Source organism: Streptomyces sp. NPDC001514 (genome assembly GCF_053597075.1).
The window spans coordinates 1-18671 of sequence record NZ_JBSFHO010000061.1; the positions used below are offsets into that span (position 1 = coordinate 1).

The following is an 18671-nucleotide window of genomic DNA, read 5'->3' on the forward strand; positions in this document are numbered from 1 at the left end:
ACACCCACAGCTCCACTGGTTGTGGGCGTGTGCGGGGGGGGGCCCCCACCCCACGGAAGCCTCCGCCGGGCGCTCGACCCCCCACCCCCCACCCCCCCCCCCCCCGCCGTCGTTGGGCGGAAGCCGCCGTCGCTCAGTGGAAGAAGTGCCGCGTCCCCGTGAAGTACATCGTCACGCCCGCCTTCTTCGCGGCCTCGACGACCTGCTCGTCCCGCACCGAACCGCCCGGCTGGACCACGGCCTTGACGCCCGCAGCGGTCAGGATCTCCAGGCCGTCCGGGAAGGGGAAGAACGCGTCGGACGCGGCGTACGCGCCCCGCGCCCGCTCCTCGCCCGCCCGCTCCACCGCGAGCTTCGCGGAGTCGACGCGGTTGACCTGGCCCATGCCGACGCCGACCGAGGCCCCGTCCTTGGCCAGCAGGATCGCGTTGGACTTGACGGCCCGGCAGGCCTTCCAGGCGAAGGCGAGCTCGGCGAGTTCCTCGGCGTTCAGCGCCTCGCCGGTCGCGAGCGTCCAGTTCGCCGGGTCGTCCCCGTCGGCCTGGAGGCGGTCGGTGACCTGGAGCAGCGCACCGCCGTCGATCGGCTTGAGCTCGACCGGGGCGGACGGGGCGTCGGGGCAGCGCAGCACGCGGATGTTCTTCTTGCGGGCGAGGACCTCGACCGCGCCGGCCTCGTAGTAGGGCGCCACGATGACCTCGGTGAAGATCTCGGCGACCTGCTCGGCCATCTCCAGGGTCACCGGCCGGTTGACGGCGATGACGCCACCGAAGGCGGACAGCGGGTCGCAGGCGTGCGCCTTGCGGTGGGCCTCGCCGACATCCGCGCCGATCGCGATACCGCACGGGTTGGCGTGCTTGATGATCGCGACGCAGGGCTCGGCATGGTCGTACGCGGCACGGCGTGCGGCGTCCGTGTCCGTGTAGTTGTTGTACGACATCTCCTTGCCGTGCAGCTGCTCGGCCTGCGCGAGCCCGCCGCCCGCCTCGGTGACGTACAGCGCGGCGTCCTGGTGCGGATTCTCGCCGTAGCGCAGGACGTTGGAGCGCTCGTACGTGGCGCCGAGGAAGTCGGGGAACCCCGACTCGTCGGCCGGTGCGTACGAGGACGCGAACCAGGAGGCGACGGCGACGTCGTACGCCGCCGTGTGCCGGAACGCCTCGGCGGCGAGGCGCCCCCGCGCCGCCAGGTCGAAGCCGCCCGACGCGACGGCGGTGAGGACGTCCCCGTACCGCTCGGGGCTGGTGACGACGGCCACGGAAGGGTGGTTCTTGGCGGCGGCGCGCACCATCGAGGGGCCGCCGATGTCGATCTGCTCGACGCACTCGTCGGGCGTCGCGCCGGAGGCGACGGTCTCCCGGAACGGGTAGAGGTTCACGACCACGAGGTCGAACGGCTCGACGCCGAGCTCCGCGAGCTGCTCGCGGTGCGCCTCGAGGCGCAGGTCGGCGAGGATGCCGGCGTGCACCCGCGGGTGCAGCGTCTTGACGCGGCCGTCCAGGCACTCGGGGAAGCCGGTGAGCTCCTCGACCTTGGTGACCGGGACACCGGCCGCGGCGATGCGCCCGGCGGTCGAGCCGGTGGAGACCAGCTCCACGCCCGCCTCGTGCAGGCCACGGGCCAGCTCTTCCAGGCCGGTCTTGTCGTAGACGCTGACCAGCGCGCGCCGGATGGGCCGCTTCATGGTTTCGGCGGTCACGGGATAACTACCTTTCGTCCCTCAATGCGGTAGCCGTTACGGGCCAGACGCCCCACGACATCGACGAGCAGTTGACGCTCGACTTCCTTGATGCGCTCGTGCAGAGCGGCTTCATCGTCCTCGTCCCGTACGTGCACCACGCCCTGCGCGATGATCGGGCCGGTGTCGACGCCGTCGTCGACGAAGTGGACGGTGCATCCGGTGACCTTCACGCCGTACGCGAGCGCGTCACGCACTCCGTGGGCACCGGCAAAGCTGGGGAGCAGGGCGGGGTGGGTGTTCACGAACCGACCGCCGAAGCGGGCGAGGAAGTCCTTGCCGACGATCTTCATGAAGCCGGCCGACACGACCAGATCCGGCTCGTAGGCGGCGGTCGCCTCGGTCAGGGCCCGGTCCCACTCCTCGCGGGTCGCGTAGTCCTTGACCTTGCGGACGAACGTGGGGATCCCGGCACGGGTGGCGCGCTCGAGGCCGGCGATGCCGTCGCGGTCGGCGCCGACGGCGACGATCTCGGCACCGAAGCCGTCGGGATCCTCGTGGATGGCGTCGAGCAACGCCTGGAGATTGGTGCCGGATCCGGAGACCAGGACGACGAGGCGGGCGGCAGCCACTGGGGGACTCTTTTCGCGTTGCGGTACGTCTATGGGGGGTCTTTGTGCGGTCGTACGAATGAAACGAGACCGCCGATAGGGGAACTCTACGAAGCCGTCGACCGTCAGCAACGATACCGGCACACCGAGCGGCCCCCAGGGGACGGGGGCGGGGCCGGGAGGTAGCGTCTGGGGACAGGGCCCGTCCCCAGACGGAGTACCCGCGTACAGAGGTACAGAGGGGAAGACGTTCACCACATGCCGGACCGACGCCGCCGCACGGCTCTCCGCCTCCCGCTCGCCCGCGAGCGGGGCTCCCTGCTGCTGCGGGACCGCCAGTCCACGGACTCGGCGGGGTCCACGGAGCCCACGCCCACGCCCACACACACGAACGACACGAATCCGTTCGCGCCGCCGCCGGACGGCACCCCGGACCGGCCGTGGCAGCCGCGCCATGGCTCGGGCTCAGGGTCGGGGTCGGGGGATGACGGGGATCGGCAGGAGGGCGGTCAGCAGGGGGAGGACGAGCGTCCGTCCTCGGGCTGGGGCAGCCAGTGGAGCAGCCGCCAGCCGGGGCGGTCCTCGGGCGGCTTCGGCGGCCGGCAGAACGGTGGTGGCCAGGGCGGTCCCGGTGGTCCGGGTGGTCCGGGTGGTCCGGGTGGCGGCGGTCAGGGCGGCCCCGAGGGCGGCGGTCCCGGCACCGGTCTGCGCTGGGACCCGACGGACCCGGCCCAGCGCCGCGCCCGTTACGCACTGCTCGCAGGTATGTGGGCGTTCTTCTTCGCCCTCTTCGACCTCTCGGAGATCGCGCTGCTGCTGGGCGCGCTCGCGCTGTACTGGGGCGGCAGCTCCCTGCGCGCGAAGAACCGCCGCCCGGCGGAGGGTTCCACGGCCGCGCCGACGACCCCTCCCGCCCAGCCCGAGGGCGGCAAGCCCCAGGTCACGGCTGCGGTCAGCGGCATCGTGATGGCGGGGCTCGCGCTCGCGATCGTGGCCATGACCTTCACGATGCAGCTCGTCTACCGCGACTTCTACACCTGCCGCGACGACGCCCTCACCAAGACGGGCCAGCTCGCCTGCAACGATCTCCTCCCGGAGCCCCTGCGCAAGCTGATCGGCGTCCCGGAGTAGCCACCGCCGGTTACGCCTCCGCCTCCCCGGAATCGGGGGGCGGGGGCGTCGCCGTACTGCCGCCACCTGCCGCGCCCGGCCCTGCGGGGGGTGTGGGCGTAGGCGCCACCCCGGTTGTGGGCAGTCGTTCCGCAGGGCTGGGGGCAGGGCTGGGGGTACCTCCCGGGTGAAACTCTGGGGGCGGGTGGGCACAACCGGCCCACGGTCCGCAGACGAACGGGGGGTCGGGGCAGAGCCCCGGTTCGGGAAGGGGCGGGGTGGGGGAAGCCCCCTGCTCGTCCGGCATGTCGATCGGGACGGGCTCCGCCTCCGCCTCCGCATCCGCATACGCATCCAGACGTCCCGACGGCGCGGGCGACGGCTCCGCGGGCCCTGGGGCCGTGGAGCCCTCGGCAGGCGCACGGTGCGCCGACGACGCACCCGGCAGCGCCGGAAGCGCGGCCATCAGCCCCCTCGACGCCCGCTTCAGTGCCGCCCACCCGGCTCCGCGCGCGGAGGACCAGTCCGCCAGGGCCTCGGACAGCGGCCGGCGGGCTCGACGGAGGCGCCAGGCCTGGACGGCGACCGCGGACGGGACGCCGATGACGGCCGTCCAGACGAACGCCGCCACGCCCATCCGCCACCACACCGGGCCGAACGCGGCCAGGACGCCCGTACCCAGCGGGCCACCGGCAGCCGCCCCGAGGAGCGCCATCAGCGCCCCGCACAGCACCGCCGCGAGCAGCGCGGTCACAGCCGCCTCGCGCCGGGTCCAGGCGGCCCCGCTGCCGGCACCCACGGCACCCACGGCACCCCCGTCCGCACCCGCATCCGGAACCGCCGAAGCACGGGCCGCGCACCATGCCGCCGTAGCGCCCGCCACGACCGGCACCGCGGCGCACGCCCAGGTCAGCGGCGTACCCAGCCCCTCCGCCGGGACCGCCGCCAGGAGCGGGAAGTGGGGCAGCACGGGGTCCCCCACGACCTCGAGGGGCGTCGCCGTCGCTCCCGTACCGAGCACGAACCCCGAGCCGAGCCCGTAGCCCGCACCCCACACCGCCGCATTCGGCACCAGCGCCAGCGCCAGCAGCAGCACCGCAAAACGTCCTGGCCAGTCCGCCGCCAGTCGCAGCAACGACTCCTGCGCCGCACCCGCGTGCCACACGAGCGACACCGCCACCAGCACCGTCCCGCCTCCGAGCAGCACCGCGCCCGCGGCACCTGCCGCCCGGAGCGCGACGGTGACCCGGGAGCGCGCCAGCGCGACCCGTACGCCCTCCGGCATCCATCCCGGCAGCGGCCCGAGCGGCCACCCGTACGCCGTCCACGCCCCCGCCGCCGCGGACAGGACCGCCACCACGGGCAGATGCAGCGCCGCGCTGACCGGCTCCGCGGCGAGCGACCCGCCCGCCGAGTAGAGCGCCACACATGCTGCGACCAGTAGATAGCCGCAGGTCACCCCGGACACGACGAGTCCCACCGACGCCCGGGGCCCGGCGTCGCACTCCAGCGTGTCGCGCGCGGCCCGGTGCGCCAGCCAGACCGGCAGCGCCACCAGCAGCAGCGGTACGACCCCGACGGGCGCGGGCGTACCCGAGAGCGTGTCGGGTCTGACCAGCTCCGTGCCGTGCGCGAGCAGCCACAGCGCGGCCGCCACGTGCAGCGCCCCCCTGGGGCCGCTGTCCGGGTACGGCGAACTGATCCACATCACCGTCACCAGGGCGGCGAGCGTGCCGAGTCCCAGTCCTGCCGCGATCATCCCGCGCAGAGCGGCCGCCGCCAGGACGGCGGCGGGCGGCCGGGAGCCCTGCACGGCGACGAAGGTGGGGCTGCGGTCGGTCAACTGGGTCACGCGGGCCATGCTGCCAACGACACGCGCTTTATCCGCGTAACAGGCAGAAGGCCGTTGTGTCGCACAAAATACGCTTATGTACTTTTCGCCCCAGTGCAGCCTCCCGGCCCCGGGGAGCCCCTCATGACGCAGAGTGCCGCGGACCCCACCGAGACCGGCGCCACTCCACTGCCCTCCCCCAAGGAGAGGCGCAGGCTGCGCGAGGCGAAGTCGCTCAGCGAGGAGCAGGTCGCGGAGGCCGTCGGGGTAAGACGGGCGACGGTCAAGTCCTGGGAGGCGGGCCGCACCAGTCCGCGCGGACGCAAGCGCGAGGTGTACGCGAAGCTGCTCGCCACGTGCGAGGAGGAGGTCGCCGCCAGGGAGGCCGGAGAGGCTGTGGAGGCTACGAAGGCCAGGGAGGCGACGAAGGCCGGAGCGGCCGTAGAGGCACCGGGGCCGCACGGGGTGAAGGGTGGAAAGGTACAGGCGGTACAGCGAGAGGACGATCCCACGGTCGTCCGGCGCACCGGGCCATCCACCGCCGACCGGCGCACCGGGCCGCCCACCGCCGACCGGCGCACCGGGCCATCCACCGTCGACCGGCGCACCGGGCCATCCACCGTCGACCGGCGCACCGGGCCGCCCACCGCCGCCCCTTCGACCGTGCCCGCGCGGGCCCGCGCATCCCGCCCGTCCCGGTTCCTCGCGGCCACCTCGGCCTCCGCGGCCTCCTCGGCCTCCTCGGCCTCCTCGGCCCAGAGCACCGGGCGCTGGACACCTCCTGTCCCGGCGCTTCCCCCCATGCCTTCCGAGGACCCCGTGCTCACCGCCGAAGAGGCGTTCGACGCCCTCTACACGGAAACCGCCCCCGACCTGGCCCGTCAGACCTATCTGCTCACCGGCCGCCGCGAGCTGTCCCTCGAAGCCGTCGAGCACGCCTTCCACGTCGCCTGGCAGCGCTGGCCCGAGGTCGCCGTCGACCGCGACCCGGCAAGCTGGGTGCGTGCGGCGGCGTACGAGTACGCGATGTCCCCCTGGCACCAGCTGCGCCGCTCTCTCCGCCACCCCGACCCCGTCGTCCCGACCCCGACGTCCGGGACTTCCGAGGCGTCCGGGTCTGCCGAGCCCTCCCCCTCAGAGCCTTCGGAGCCTTCCGAGCGCTTCGAGCCCTCCGCGCACTCCGAGCACTCCGAGCCTTTGGAGTCGAGTCGGCAGGCCCTCCGCGAGGCGCTGCTCGAGCTGCCGCCGCCGTACCGCCGCACGCTGCTCCTGTACGACGGGCTCGGCCTCGACCTTCCCGACACGGCCGCCGAGACCGAGGCGAGCACCCCCGCCGCCGCGAACCGGCTGTTGCACGCCCGCGCCGCCATCGCCGAGCAGCTCCCCGAGCTGGCCGAGCCCGAGGTCCTGCAGGAGGAGCTGGCCGAGCTGGTCGCCCATGCGCCCGGACCCGAGATCGCGTCGGCCCGTGCCGTACGGGCCGGCAGCGAACGCCGTACCCAGTTCTGGACGCGGGCCGCTTTCGGGCTCACCGCCCTGATCCTGGGGGCGGCGGCGCTCACGATGGTCACCTCGGACAGCCACTACGAAGCCCCGCAGGCACCCGGCGAGTCGGTCGGTGGCGTACGGCCCAACTACGGCCCTCCCGCCATCACCAGGCGCTACATCGAACTGGAGACGATGTTGCGGCACCACCCGCTGAAGGGCCCGGAACGCCTGCAACCCTTCGCCCACTGAGGCACGGGCACGCGGAAGGGCCCGCACCCCGGATGTCCGGGGTGCGGGCCCTTTCGCGCAATCAGGTCGGACCCGAGAGGTCCAAGGGACCCCAGTGATCCAGAGGATCACAGAGATCCAGGAGACCCGAGAGGTCAGCCCGCGAGGATGGCGCGCGCCAGCTTCGCCGTCTCGGTCGGCGTCTTGCCGACCTTCACGCCGGCGGCCTCGAGGGCCTCCTTCTTGGCCTGCGCGGTGCCGGAGGAGCCGGAGACGATGGCGCCCGCGTGGCCCATGGTCTTGCCCTCGGGCGCGGTGAAGCCCGCGACGTAACCGACGACCGGCTTGGTGACGTTGGCCTTGATGAAGTCGGCCGCACGCTCCTCGGCGTCGCCGCCGATCTCGCCGATCATCACGATCAGGTCGGTGTCCGGGTCGGCCTCGAAGGCGGCCAGGGCGTCGATGTGGGTGGTGCCGATGATCGGGTCACCGCCGATGCCGACGCAGGAGCTGAAGCCGATGTCACGGAGCTCGTACATCATCTGGTAGGTCAGCGTGCCGGACTTGGACACGAGACCGATGCGGCCGGGCTTGGTGATGTCGGCCGGGATGATGCCGGCGTTCGACTGGCCGGGGGTGATCAGACCCGGGCAGTTCGGACCGATGATCCGGGTCTTGTTGCCCTTGGCGCCCGCGTACGCCCAGAACTGCGCGGTGTCGTGGACCGCGACGCCCTCGGTGATCACGACGGCCAGGCCGATCTCGGCGTCGATCGCCTCGATGACCGCGTCCTTGGTGAACTTCTCCGGGACGAAGATGACCGTCACGTCGGCGCCGGTCTTCTCGATGGCCTCGGCGACCGACCCGAAGACGGGGATCTCGGTGCCATCGAAGTCGACCGTCGTGCCCGCCTTGCGCGGGTTCACGCCACCGACGATGTTCGTGCCGGAAGCCAGCATGCGCTTGGTGTGCTTCTGGCCCTCGGAGCCGGTCATGCCCTGGACGATGACCTTGGATTCCTTGGTGAGGAAGATAGCCATGGTGTTGGTGTCCCTCGTCCCTTACTTCGCAGCCAGCTCGGCGGCCTTGTCGGCCGCTCCGTCCATGGTGTCCACACGCTGCACGAGCGGGTGGTTGCGGTCGTCCAGGATCTGGCGACCCAGCTCCGCGTTGTTGCCGTCGAGGCGCACGACCAGCGGCTTGGTGACCTCTTCGCCCTTGGACTCGAGGAGCTCCAGGGCCTGCACGATGCCGTTGGCGACCGCGTCGCACGCGGTGATGCCGCCGAAGACGTTGACGAAGACGGACTTGACGTCCGGGTCGCCGAGGATGATCTCGAGGCCGTTCGCCATGACCTCGGCGGAGGCGCCGCCACCGATGTCGAGGAAGTTGGCGGGCTTCACGTTGTTGTGGTGCTCACCGGCGTAGGCGACGACGTCGAGGGTCGACATGACCAGACCCGCGCCGTTGCCGATGATGCCGACCTCGCCGTCGAGCTTGACGTAGTTGAGGCCCTTGGCCTTGGCAGCGGCCTCGAGCGGGTTGGCCGACGCCTTGTCCTCGAGCTCGGCGTGCGAGGGCTGACGGAACTCGGCGTTGGCGTCCAGCGACACCTTGCCGTCCAGGGCCAGGACCCGGCCGTCGGCGACCTTGGCGAGCGGGTTGACCTCGACGAGGAGCGCGTCCTCGGCGATGAAGGTCTTCCACAGGGTCTGCAGGATCTCGGCGATCGGCTCGGCGACCTCGGCCGGGAAGTTCGCGGCCTCGACGATCTCGCGGGCCTTCTCGGCGGTGACGCCCTCGTTGGCGTCGACCGGGATCTTGGCGAGGGCCTCGGGCTTGGTGGCCGCGACCTCCTCGATGTCCATGCCGCCCTCGACGGAGGCCATGGCCAGGAAGGTGCGGTTGGTGCGGTCGAGGAGGTACGAGACGTAGTACTCCTCGGCGATCTCGGGCGCGGTCTCGGCGATCATCACCTTGTGGACCGTGTGGCCCTTGATGTCCATACCGAGGATGTCCGTCGCGCGGGCGACAGCCTCGTCCGGCGTGGCGGCCAGCTTGACGCCACCGGCCTTGCCGCGGCCGCCGACCTTCACCTGCGCCTTGACGACCGAACGGCCGCCCAGTCGCTCGGTCGCCTCGCGCGCCGCCTCAGGCGTGTCGATGACTTCACCGGCCAGCACCGGTACACCGTGCTTGGCGAAGAGGTCCCTCGCCTGGTACTCGAACAGGTCCACGCGCGTCCGTCCCTTTTCAGTGATTCGCGGTTCGTTGTCTGCGTGGGCGTGCCGCGAAGGGCAACGTGACTGCGCAGTCACTAGGGAGGCGTACACGGTGTCCGAGCACGCGGCATGTCCGTCTCGCAGGTTATCCCCGAGGGACGTGGGTCCCTAAATCACAGATCACACCGGGGCGGTGATACCTGTCACAGGTAGCGCGCGTGGCGGAACTCTGCGGTTACGGGACGGCCACGGCGTGGGCACGGACCGGGTACGGCGCCGGGTACGGGTCGAGTACCGCGCCGGGTGCGAGCCGGGCACAGGCGGCCTACGGGTCGGGGGCCGCCGGGTGGGACGGGGCCGCGCACCCGCCGGGAAACGGGAACGGGAACGGGCGGCCCCCACCCCAAACAGGGACCGCCCGTCGATGTCCGTGACCCGCCGGTCACCTGGTGCGTGGCGTCGTCAGATGCCCTGGGTCAGGGTGTGGCCCATGCTGTCGACGTAGCTCGGGGTCACCGCGTAGGCCGTGCCCTGCACTCCGGAGACGGCGTTGCCGGCGACCGAGGTCGTCGCGACCGTGCCGGTCACGTCCTGCGCGAACGGCTGCACCTCGGAGACCACACCGCCGGCGAACGGCTGGACGTCGCCGACGACACCGCCCGCGAGGGTGCCGGCGGAGCCGCCGACCCCGTACACGACCGGCCCGACCTGGTCCACGACGGTCTCGACGAGCGGCTGGACCGCACCGACGACCCCTCCCGCGAAGGGCTGGACCTCGCCGACCACACTGCCGGCGAAGGGCTGGACCTCGCTCACGACACCGCCCGCGAAGGGGGTCACGTCGCCGACGACGCCCGTGGCGAGGCCGCCGACGTCACCGACCGCCTGACCGGCGACCGGGACGACGCCGTCGACCGCTCGGCCGGCGATCGGGGGCAGGACGTCCTGCGCCGTCTCGTCGGCGATCGGGGTCGCGGTGATGACAGCACCCTGGGCGTAGCCCTGGGCCGCGGCGGGGGCCTGGTCCACCAGCTCGGGAGCGAAGGCGGCCAGCGGGCCGAAGAGGTAGTCGATCTCGCCCTGGACGTCGGTCAGCTCGCCCTCGGCGTACTGACGGGCCTGGTCCGCGGTGGACACGACCGGGGCCTGGGTGGCGTCCTGAACGGCACCCCTGGCCTCCTCGGCCTCGGCGACCGCGGCGCCGCCGGCGGCCTGCGCCTCGCCGGTGACGGCGGCGACGGCCGGGGCGTCGGCGACGGCGTCGGTGACGCCGGTGACCGTGTCCTCGACCGTGTCGACCGTGTCGGTCGCCTGGTCCGGGGTCGAGAGGGACAGCGAGGGGAGCTCGTCCGCGCTTGCGGCTGCGGTACCGATGGCCCACATACCGGCGGCGCCGGCCGCGACGACTATGGAACGGCGGATGTTCTTGTTCATGGTTCGGGAAGTTCCTTCGAATTCGGGGGATTCGGGCAGACCTGCTCCGCCCCCGCGCGGCAGGTCTCAGGCGAGAGGAACGGCCTGCCCTATCCGGGGAATTCGAGAACGTCGCGGTGCCGCTCACGCACCGCGGTGCCGGTGGCCGGCTGCAGAGAACCGGGAACGAGCCCGAACGCCATGGCCTGCGAGAACCAGGCGCCGTGCTGGTCACCGCCGCGCTGCGTGTGGCCGTCACCGACGGACTGGATGACGGCGCTGCCGCCCGGACCTGCCGGCAGCTGACCGGGAAGAAGCGGCAGCCGCCCGCCGAAGGAGCTTCCCGACGCGGCCGTCATGTACGACTCGGGCGCACGGTGCATGTACACCTGGGAATGAACGTCAGTGCGGGCGTGCGCGAACGCCCGGGTGTGCTCGGACGCATCAGCCGCGGTCTTCTCGGAGCGCGGCTCGTCGCGGTGGACGGCGCCCGGGGCGGAGTCCTGCGGCTGGTCCTGTGCGGGCACGAGGACGGACACACCGAGCCCGTCGCCGGGCCACATCGGAGAGGCCCAGTCCTGTGCGGGCCAGGGCCGTCCGGGCAGTGGCCGTACGGGAACGGCCTGCGCCGCGCCCTGAACGGCCCCTTCCACGACCTGCTCGACGGGCTCGGCGACAGGCTCGACCACCCGCTCGGCGAACGCGCCGCCGTTCGAGTCGACCGTGTCGACCGTGTCGACGACCGGCGTGACGACCGCTTCGACATCCGGCCCGGCCACCCGCTCAGCAACAGGCGCAGCCGCAACGCGCTCGGCCACCGGCTCTGCCGCGTCACGGACTTGCTCGACCGGTTCGGTACGGGCGACGCCGTCGAGCGGCGTACTCGCGGCCGGTTGCTCCGCCGCGTGCGCCTGGCCGCCGAGGACGAACCCCAGCACCACCAGCCCGCCGACGAACAGCAACACCTGCACCGCGCGCACCGCATGCCGCCTGGCCGCCCCGCGCGCGAAGCGCACGGCGGCTGCGGGCTGAGCAGCGGTGACAGTCAAAGCGGGGCGAGCCCTCCCAGTCGCGGAACATGCCCTTCCGAGGGCAACGGGCACGATGCTTGCACGAGACTCCCGGGGTCACGCAAGCCCCTTGTTACTGATGAGTCGCCATGTCCGTTATGAGCAGTGGCCCGACCCGTACCAGTCCCCCTGCAATGCGACGCACACCCCAGCGCCCCGTCTCACCCAGCACCGCCTCACCCATCGGCCGGCATCGGCAGCGGCCGCTTCTCGATCGCCGCGGCCATCACCTCCGGGAACAGGTCGGGCGTGCACGCGAACGCCGGTGCCCCGAGCGCCGCCAGCGCCGCCGCGTGCTCACGGTCGTATGCGGGCGCCCCCTCGTCGGAGAGCGCGAGCAGTGCGACGAACTGCACACCCGACGCCTTCATCGCCGCGACGCGCTTGAGCATCTCGTCCCGTATGCCGCCCTCGTAGAGGTCGCTGATCAGCACGACGACGGTGTCGGCGGGCCGGGTGATCTGCGACTGGCAGTACGCAAGGGCGCGGTTGATGTCCGTACCGCCACCGAGCTGGGTGCCGAACAGCACGTCCACCGGGTCGTCCAGCTGGTCCGTGAGATCGACGACCGCCGTGTCGAAGACGACGAGCCGGGTCGCGATCGACCGCATCGACGCGAGCACCGCCCCGAACACGGACGCGTACACCACCGACGCCGCCATCGACCCCGACTGGTCGATGCACAGGACGACGTCCTTCTTCACCGCCTGCGAGGCGCGGCCGTAGCCGATGAGCCGCTCGGGTACGACGGTGTTGTACTCAGGGAGGTAGTTCTTCAGGTTCGCCCGGATCGTGCGGTCCCAGTCGATGTCCCGGTGGCGCGGCCGGTTGATGCGGGCGCTGCGGTCGAGCGCGCCGGTGAGGGTGGCGCGGGTGCGGGTCGCCAGCCGCTTCTCCAGGTCCTCGACGACCTTCCGGACGACGGCTCGGGCGGTCTCCTTCGTCGTCTCGGGCATCGCCTTGTTGAGCGAGAGCAGTGTCCCCACGAGGTGGACGTCCGCCTCGACGGCCTCCAGCATCTCGGGCTCCAGCAGCAGTGTGCCGATGCCGAGACGGTCGATGGCGTCGCGCTGCATGACCTGGACGACGGAGCTCGGGAAGTACGTCCGGATGTCGCCGAGCCAGCGCGCGACATTGGGCGCGGATCCCTCGAGGCCCCCCGAACGCCTTCCGCTCCCGCGCTCCTTGCCGCTCCCCGTGCCGTAGAGCGCACCGAGCGCGCCGTCCATCGCGGCGTCCGTCCCGGTCAGGGTGCAGCCCGTCCCGTCGGCTCCTCCCCCGCCGAGCACGAGCCGCCAGCGCCGCAGCCGCTCGTCGGATGCGGTGTCGGCCGCCCTGTCGACCGTTGTGTGTGCCGCCGCGCCCGCCGCAGTGTCTGCCGCGTGGGCCGTGTGATCCGTGTGAGCCGTTGTCATACGTGGTCCCCCTCCAGGATCAGCCGCAGTACCGGCAGCACCGCGTCGGCCCGCTCCTCGTCGAGTCCGGGCCCGAATCCGGGCACACCGGCCTCCCCCCGCACCGGCCCCTCGCCCGCTGCCGCCGGGCCGCGTCGCACCAGCTCGCCCAAGGTGCGCCGGACGCCCGGCTCGTACGCCGAGAACGTGCGCCGCAGCAGCGGCAGTACGTCCGTGAACGCGTCGGCCGGCACCGACGTCAGCCAGGCGTCGACGAGCCCGAGCAGACGCTCGTCGTGGACCAGGAGCATGCCGCCTCCGGACGCGCCGCCGACGAAGCCCTCGATCCAGGCCGCGGCGTCGGCGGGCGGGGTGCCGGGCGAGAGCGCGAGGCCCATGAGCCGCGCGGCCTCGTCCTCGGCGAGCCGCCCCTCGTCCAGCAGCAGTCGTGCCGCGCGCCCCCGTATCACTCCGGGCACGGTGTCGCGCGCGGCGAGCTTGCGCAGGACGGCCGCCCAGCGCTCGCCCAGCTCCCCTGCCTGGGCCTCGGCCTCGGCCTGGGCCCGGGCCCGGGCCTCGGACAGGAGGCCTATCGCCGTGTGCACGCTGTCGAGATGGCCGCGCATCTCGGCGGCGCCGTCCGCGTCGAGCCCGGTGCAGGCGGGCGGCAGGCCGACGCAGATCCGCTCGGCGAGCCCGGCCGCGACCTCGCCGAGCGCGGCGGTGTCCGTGGCTCGCACATCCCCGTACCGCAGGGAACGGGCGAGCGCGGGCAGCGCCTGGGCAAGGTGACCGACGTCCGCGTCGAGGGCCGCACGGTCGGCGAGGGCCTTCATCACCACGGGGAGCGCGTCGGGCAGTTCGGCCAGGAGGCAGCGCTCGGCCAGTGCCGTCACCTCGGAGAGCGCGGTCGCCGACGCGCTCTCCGACTCGGCCTTGGCCGTGGCGGCCGAGAGCACCGTGGTACCCCAGACCCCCGCCTCGGCCACCTTGACGTAGAGCTCGGGCTCCCAGCGCAGTCGCCAGGTCTCCCGGAACGTGCCGGTCGAGCCGCGCCCCGCCACCGGGGTGCCCCAGCCGACTCCGAGGAGCCGCAGCCGGTGCAGCAGCCGGCTGCGCGAGGCGTCGGTCTCCTTGCGCAGATCGAGCTCCAACTCGCGCTCCAGCAACTCCGGTTTGAGCCGCAGGGTGCGCTGGAGGCGGGTCAGGTCGCGCTGCAGCGGGACGGCAGGAGCCGTCTCCGGCACCTCGCCGAGCACATCGCCGGTGATCAGCCTGTCCTGGATCAGCCCGAGCGGCACGTCGGAGCCCTCGCACATCACGGCCCGTATCGCGTCGGTCGTCTCGCTCAGCCCGGCGAGCGGCCGGCCGCGCATCGCGGCCAGGGTCTCGGCGAGCCGGACCGCCTCGATGACATGGGCGGACGAGACGAGCCGGTCCTCGGCCCTGAGCAGCCCGGCGACCTTGGTCATCCAGCGCTCGACAGGGCGGTCGAGGGCGCTGAACAGATGCGCGTACCAGCCGGGCGAGTCGATTCCCGCCCCGTATCCGCTGCGCCGGGCGAGCCTGCGATGCGTCCAGGGCACCCAGGTCATCTCGGTCTTGATCTTGGGAAGCCCCTTGAGCAGGGCACGGTCGGCCGTGACGGTCGGCTTCCCGGCCCGGCCGGTCAGCGCGGGGACGTGCCAGGCACCGCAGACGACGGCGATCTCGTCCCCGAACTCCCTGCGTGCCGCGCGCAGTTGGATCCGCATATGGGCCTCGCGAACGAGGTCGCGGTCGTGCCCGCCGTGTCCGTACACCTCGCGCAGTGCGGCCATGGCCTCGCCGAGCACGGCGAACGGCGCGAGCGGGTCGGCAGGGAACGCGGCGCCCGGCTTCGACTGCGCAGGGGCCCGGTGCTCGATCACGTCCTCCCACCAGCGCTCCGGGTCGTCGTAACCGGCGGTCTCGGCAAGCACCGCGATCGGATCGACACGCAGCGCCGCCTCGCCTTCGCCCGGGTGCACCTCCCCTTCCTCGTCCCCATCGCCCCACGTGGGATCGGCGGCCGCCGCCAGGGAGTGCGTGGCGGGCAGGTCGATGAACCGTACGGGCACGTCGTGCGCCAGCGCCCAGCGGATCGCGACCCACTCCGGCGAGAACTCCGCCATCGGCCAGAAGGCCGCTCGCCCGGGGTCGTCCACGGCGTGCGCCAGCAGCGCGACCGGCGGGACCATCCCCTCGTCCGCGGCGAGTGGCAGCAGGGCGTCTCCCTCCGGCGGCCCCTCGATCAGCACCGCCCTGGGCTGCACCGCCTCGAGCGCGGCCCGCACCGCCCGCGCCGATCCGGGCCCGTGATGCCGCACCCCGAGCACGAGCGGCCCGTCGCCGGGCCACGCCCTCTCCGCGGTCGGAGCGGTGACGGTACCCGGTGCGCCCGCGTCCGGCCGGATGCCGAACCCGCCCGGCACATCGACGTGTAGGGACCCGCCAGGATCGGCACCGGACGCGGCCGTGACGGGGGCGGTGGCCGCTACGGCGCTCACCTGCGCCGGACCGGCGGCGCGGGGGCCGGATCCGGCCGTCACCCCGGGCGAGACCCCCGCGGCGGGGGCCGCAACCTCCACGGCGGACCGCAGGGCGAGCGGCGGCCCGTCCGTGGCGCGGGTCGTCGCAACCCCGGCGCGGGTCATCGCAGCCATGACCGCCGCCGTCATGCGCTCACCTCTCGGCACGCGCGATAGAAGTCCTTCCAGCCGTCCCGCTCCCGCACCACCGTCTCCAGGTACTCCTGCCAGATGACGCGGTCCGCCGCCGGGTCGCGGACAACCGCGCCGAGGATGCCGGCCGCCACATCGCCCGGGCGCAGCACGCCGTCGCCGAAGTGGGCCGCAAGCGCGAGGCCGTTCGTGACGACCGAGATCGCCTCGGCCGTGGAGAGCGTCCCCGAAGGGGACTTGAGCTTCGTACGGCCGTCCGCCGTGATCCCGTCGCGCAGCTCACGGAAGACCGTCACCACGCGGCGGATCTCGTCGACGCCCTCGGGCGCCGCGGGCAGGTCGAGAGAGCGCCCTATCTGGTCGACGCGTCGCGACACGATGTCGACCTCCGCGTCCGCGGTCGCCGGCAACGGCAGCACCACCGTGTTGAACCTGCGGCGCAGCGCGCTCGACAGGTCGTTGACCCCGCGGTCGCGGTCGTTCGCAGTGGCGATGAGGTTGAAGCCGCGGACCGCCTGCACTTCCTGTCCCAGCTCGGGGATCGGCAGCGTCTTCTCCGACAGGATCGTGATGAGCGTGTCCTGCACGTCCGCCGGAATGCGGGTGAGCTCCTCGACGCGCGCGGTCATCCCCTCGGCCATGGCGCGCATGACGGGGCTGGGCACGAGCGCGTCGCGGCTGGGGCCGTGGGCGAGCAACTGCGCATAGTTCCACCCGTACCGGATGGCCTCTTCGGGCGTGCCCGCCGTGCCCTGGACGAGCAGGGTGGAGTCTCCGCTGACAGCCGCAGCGAGATGCTCGGACACCCAGGTCTTCGCGGTGCCGGGCACGCCGAGCAACAGCAGCGCGCGGTCGGTGGCGAGCGTCGTGACGGCGACCTCGACGATCCTGCGGGGCCCCACGTACTTCGGTGTGATCACCGTCCCGTCGGGCAGTGTGCCGCCGAGCAGATACGTGGCCACAGCCCACGGCGAGAGCCGCCAGCGGGTCGGCCGCGGCCGGTCGTCGGCCGCGGCCAGCGCCTTGAGTTCGTCGGCGAAGGCGTCCTCGGCATGCGGTCGCAGGACCTCGGTGCCGGAGTCTGCACCGGTTTCGGGCACGGTCATGGATCCCCCTCCAGATCGGTCGACCGGATGTGGGTTCCACCGTGCACCATGCCACTGACAGTCGACCGTTTGCGCAGGTCGGACCGCGTTGTCAGTGGTGCACCGTACGGTCGTTCCCATGAATCAGCAGGGGGTGCGCTGGACGGCGGAACAGGTGCTGGCTCTGGCTCCTGACGACTCGTCACGCAAGGCGGGAAGCAAGCTCGGCTCCGCCGGGCCGTGGTCGGGCGCGGGCAGCAGCGGTTCGGGCGCCGTCTGGGGGCTGTGCAAGGGCAGCGGCAGCAAGCCGTATCAGACGATCGTGGACACGACGGGTCCGGCGTACAAGTGCAGTTGCCCGAGCCGGAAGTTCCCGTGCAAGCACGCGCTGGGGCTGCTGCTGCTCTGGGCGGGCGACGAGGAGGCGGTCCGGGCCTCCGAGGTGCCGGACTGGGCGGACGAGTGGCTGGCCGGGCGCCGCAAGCGAGCGGCGGAGAAGGAGGAACCGGGCTCGGGCGATGGACGGTCCGCGAAGACCGCCGGTCCGGAGGCGGCCAGGCGCAGGGCGGAGCGCAGGGCCGGCCGTATCACCGCGGGGGCCACGGAGCTGGAGCAGCGGCTGGCGGATCTGATGCGGGGAGGTCTGGCCTCGGCGGAGCAGGACGGGTACGGACTGTGGGAGGAGACGGCCGCGCGCATGGTCGACGCCCAGGCACCCGGACTGGCAGGGCGGGTCCGGGAGTTGGGGGCCGTCCCGGGTTCCGGGCCGGGCTGGCCGGTGCGGCTGCTGGAGGAGAGCGCGCTGGTGCACCTCCTCGACCGGGCCTGGCTGGACGTGGAGCGTTTGCCGGAGCCACTCGCCGCGACCGTGCGCACGAGAGTCGGACTCACAGCGCCCGCGGAAGGGCCCGCGGTCAGGGACGACTGGTTGGTGCTCGCGCAGTACGACACGGCCGACGGCAAGATCACCACGCGACGCGTTTGGCTCCATGGGCGGGAGACCGGGCGGACCGCGCTGCTGCTCTCCTTCGGGGCAGCCGGGCGCGCGCCACAAGTGGCCCTGCCCGCAGGACTGATGATCGACGCCGAGCTCGTGCCGTACGGGGGCGCGGGACAGTTGCGGGCGGATCTGGGCGAGCAGTTCGGCCCTCCGGTCCCGCTCAAGACGCCGCCGCCGGGCGGTTCCACGGCGGATGCGCTGGCCGCGTACGGGGCAGCGCTGCGCGAGGACCCGTGGCTGGACTCCTGGCCGGTCACGGTGTCCGGGGTCGTACCGGTCCCGGCGGACGACGGCTGGCAACTGGCCGACGCGGACGGGCGGTCCGCGCTGCCGGTCGCGCCGGTGGCGCTGTCCCGCCCCGGGTTGTGGAAGCTCGCCGCCGTGTCCGGCGGCGGCCCGGTCACCGTCTTCGGCGAGTTCGGGCACCGCGGTTTCCTGCCGCTGGCCGCCTGGTCCGACGAGACCCCCGAGACGGTCGCCCTCACCTGACCGTATGGACGCGCTCATGGACGTACGACGGAGGACCCGATGACCAGCACCACCCGCACGACCGCCTGGGAAGAGCTCGTCACCTCGGCTCTCCTCGGCACCGACCGCAGGACCCCGCCCGCCGATCTCGTACCGCCCGGCAAGGAGGCTCCGGTCGCTCTGCTCGACGCGGCCGCTCTGCACACCGTGCGGCGGCGGGCGGGGCTGCGGCCCGCCGCGGCGCGGCCGCTCCCGGAACCGGCGCCGCACGACTCCCGGCGAGCCCTGCCCGAGCCCGCCCAGTCCGGCACCTCGGAGGCCCGGACCGCCTCCTCGTCGCCCGCCCAGAGCAGCAGCAGCCCCAGCGCGTG

13 protein-coding genes and 1 pseudogene are annotated in these 18671 nt (G+C 73.0%); 4 read left to right on the plus strand and 10 right to left on the minus strand.

Going from position 1 to position 18671, the window contains the following annotated elements; translation table 11 throughout:
• Positions 1 to 133 precede the first annotated feature (133 nt).
• The gene (purH, locus tag ACWCXB_RS35590) at positions 134 to 1684 is read right to left on the minus strand and encodes a bifunctional phosphoribosylaminoimidazolecarboxamide formyltransferase/IMP cyclohydrolase (protein ID WP_450728508.1); all 1551 of its coding nucleotides are present in this window, start codon (positions 1682 to 1684) and stop codon (positions 134 to 136) included.
• Positions 1685 to 1695: 11 nt separating this feature from the next.
• Entirely contained in the window at positions 1696 to 2310 is a 615-nt protein-coding gene (gene purN / locus ACWCXB_RS35595; RefSeq protein WP_450728484.1) for a phosphoribosylglycinamide formyltransferase, read from the minus strand.
• A gap of 237 nt (positions 2311 to 2547) precedes the next feature.
• On the opposite strand from purN, the gene ACWCXB_RS35600 reads away from it, so the two are divergent.
• Entirely contained in the window at positions 2548 to 3420 is an 873-nt protein-coding gene (locus ACWCXB_RS35600; RefSeq protein ID WP_450728486.1) for a hypothetical protein, read from the plus strand.
• Between the two features lie 10 nt (positions 3421 to 3430).
• On the opposite strand, the gene ACWCXB_RS35605 is transcribed toward ACWCXB_RS35600, so the two are convergent.
• Positions 3431 to 5251, minus strand: coding sequence for a cell division protein PerM (locus tag ACWCXB_RS35605; RefSeq protein ID WP_450728488.1), 1821 nt, complete (start codon positions 5249 to 5251; stop codon positions 3431 to 3433).
• Positions 5252 to 5374: 123 nt separating this feature from the next.
• On the opposite strand from ACWCXB_RS35605, the pseudogene ACWCXB_RS35610 reads away from it, so the two are divergent.
• A pseudogene (locus ACWCXB_RS35610) lies at positions 5375 to 6967 on the plus strand (sigma factor-like helix-turn-helix DNA-binding protein).
• Positions 6968 to 7101: 134 nt separating this feature from the next.
• On the opposite strand, the gene sucD reads toward ACWCXB_RS35610, so the two are convergent.
• The 7 genes from sucD to ACWCXB_RS35645 all read right to left on the minus strand — a co-directional run bounded on the left by sucD (position 7102) and on the right by ACWCXB_RS35645 (position 16853).
• Positions 7102 to 7986: a succinate--CoA ligase subunit alpha gene (gene sucD / locus ACWCXB_RS35615; protein WP_450728490.1), complete on the minus strand. Its 885-nt coding sequence runs from the start codon at positions 7984 to 7986 to the stop codon at positions 7102 to 7104.
• A gap of 21 nt (positions 7987 to 8007) precedes the next feature.
• Positions 8008 to 9183: an ADP-forming succinate--CoA ligase subunit beta gene (sucC, locus tag ACWCXB_RS35620; RefSeq protein ID WP_450728492.1), complete on the minus strand. Its 1176-nt coding sequence runs from the start codon at positions 9181 to 9183 to the stop codon at positions 8008 to 8010.
• 447 nt (positions 9184 to 9630) lie between these two features.
• Positions 9631 to 10602, minus strand: a complete 972-nt coding sequence (locus ACWCXB_RS35625) for a hypothetical protein (protein ID WP_450728494.1) — start codon at positions 10600 to 10602, stop codon at positions 9631 to 9633.
• An 89-nt stretch (positions 10603 to 10691) separates the two neighbouring features.
• On the minus strand, positions 10692 to 11630 hold the full coding sequence (locus ACWCXB_RS35630) for a hypothetical protein (protein ID WP_450728496.1): 939 nt from the start codon (positions 11628 to 11630) through the stop codon (positions 10692 to 10694).
• 197 nt (positions 11631 to 11827) lie between these two features.
• A complete protein-coding gene (locus ACWCXB_RS35635; RefSeq protein WP_450728498.1) occupies positions 11828 to 13066 on the minus strand; it encodes a VWA domain-containing protein in 1239 nt (412 codons plus the stop codon).
• On the minus strand, positions 13063 to 15744 hold the full coding sequence (locus tag ACWCXB_RS35640) for a DUF5682 family protein (protein ID WP_450728500.1): 2682 nt from the start codon (positions 15742 to 15744) through the stop codon (positions 13063 to 13065). The genes ACWCXB_RS35635 and ACWCXB_RS35640 overlap by 4 nt, the downstream gene beginning before the upstream one ends.
• Positions 15741 to 16853: an ATP-binding protein gene (locus ACWCXB_RS35645; protein ID WP_450728502.1), complete on the minus strand. Its 1113-nt coding sequence runs from the start codon at positions 16851 to 16853 to the stop codon at positions 15741 to 15743. Before ACWCXB_RS35645 ends, ACWCXB_RS35640 begins: the two co-directional genes overlap by 4 nt.
• A 118-nt stretch (positions 16854 to 16971) precedes the next feature.
• On the opposite strand from ACWCXB_RS35645, the gene ACWCXB_RS35650 reads away from it, so the two are divergent.
• Both ACWCXB_RS35650 and ACWCXB_RS35655 read left to right on the plus strand, forming a co-directional pair.
• Positions 16972 to 18321 (plus strand): SWIM zinc finger family protein, encoded by a 1350-nt coding sequence (locus ACWCXB_RS35650; RefSeq protein ID WP_450728504.1) that lies wholly within the window; start codon positions 16972 to 16974, stop codon positions 18319 to 18321.
• A gap of 39 nt (positions 18322 to 18360) precedes the next feature.
• On the plus strand, positions 18361 to 18671 hold a 311-nt coding region (locus tag ACWCXB_RS35655), incomplete at its 3' end, for a DUF5691 domain-containing protein (RefSeq protein WP_450728506.1).

Bases quoted from the DNA above. Each gene is read 5' to 3' on its own strand.
- purH (WP_450728508.1), bottom strand. From the start codon at position 1,684: ATGAAGCGGCCCATCCGGCGCGCGCTGGTCAGCGTCTACGACAAGACC.
- ACWCXB_RS35600 (WP_450728486.1), top strand. From the start codon at position 2,548: ATGCCGGACCGACGCCGCCGCACGGCTCTCCGCCTCCCGCTCGCCCGC.
- sucD (WP_450728490.1), bottom strand. From the start codon at position 7,986: ATGGCTATCTTCCTCACCAAGGAATCCAAGGTCATCGTCCAGGGCATG.
- ACWCXB_RS35625 (WP_450728494.1), bottom strand. From the start codon at position 10,602: ATGAACAAGAACATCCGCCGTTCCATAGTCGTCGCGGCCGGCGCCGCC.
- ACWCXB_RS35635 (WP_450728498.1), bottom strand. From the start codon at position 13,066: ATGACAACGGCTCACACGGATCACACGGCCCACGCGGCAGACACTGCG.
- ACWCXB_RS35640 (WP_450728500.1), bottom strand. From the start codon at position 15,744: ATGACGGCGGCGGTCATGGCTGCGATGACCCGCGCCGGGGTTGCGACG.
- ACWCXB_RS35645 (WP_450728502.1), bottom strand. From the start codon at position 16,853: ATGACCGTGCCCGAAACCGGTGCAGACTCCGGCACCGAGGTCCTGCGA.
- ACWCXB_RS35650 (WP_450728504.1), top strand. From the start codon at position 16,972: ATGAATCAGCAGGGGGTGCGCTGGACGGCGGAACAGGTGCTGGCTCTG.